At 36.4% G+C, this 645-nt stretch carries 1 protein-coding gene; it reads left to right on the forward strand.

Annotated elements, in window-relative coordinates; genetic code table 11:
• Positions 1-147 precede the first annotated feature (147 nt).
• Positions 148-645, forward strand: a 498-nt coding sequence (locus tag OZD66_RS05040) for a Mur ligase family protein (protein WP_275022417.1), incomplete at its 3' end; no start/stop codon positions are given.

The raw sequence follows: 645 nt of genomic DNA on the forward strand, positions 1-645 counted from the left end.
AATCTGTACAGAGAAGATAAATAAATAGCTTCAGTTTCATGATAAGGGGACTGGCGGAGGGTGTCAAGTAAGTTTTTTCGTTTCTATTGAATGACAGTTGTGACCTATGCAAGAAGTCTGTTGTAGTTTGTACGATATCTTTATAAAATGGTTCGCATAAGTTATCTAGCAGTGCAACTAAACAAATACAAAAATCAAAACGTCGCGGTTTTTGGTCTTGGTGAAACTGGTTTATCCGCCATTAACGCTCTAACAAAGAGTGGTGCAAGAATATATGCATGGGATGATCATGAAGAGCAAATAGCAAATGCAAAAATGATGTATAAAAAATGTAATTTTATTCATCCCAAGGAATACAATTGGCATGAGATCAGTGCATTGGTTTTAAGCCCTGGAGTGCCAACAGAGCCACATTGGATAGTAAAACTTGCAAGGAGATTTGATTGCAAAATAAAATCAGACATTGAGCTATTTCTTGAAACTAAAACTGCGAACCAGAAGGTAATAGGCGTCACAGGAACAAATGGTAAATCAACCACTACATCACTAATAGGGCACATATTAAAATCTGCAGGGAAAAAAGTAGCTATTGGTGGAAATTTAGGCGTTCCTGTTTTGGATCTAGAAAGAGATGCAGAAATTTAT

This window comes from Wolbachia endosymbiont of Drosophila baimaii (genome assembly GCF_028982185.1).
Taxonomy (GTDB): domain Bacteria; phylum Pseudomonadota; class Alphaproteobacteria; order Rickettsiales; family Anaplasmataceae; genus Wolbachia; species Wolbachia pipientis.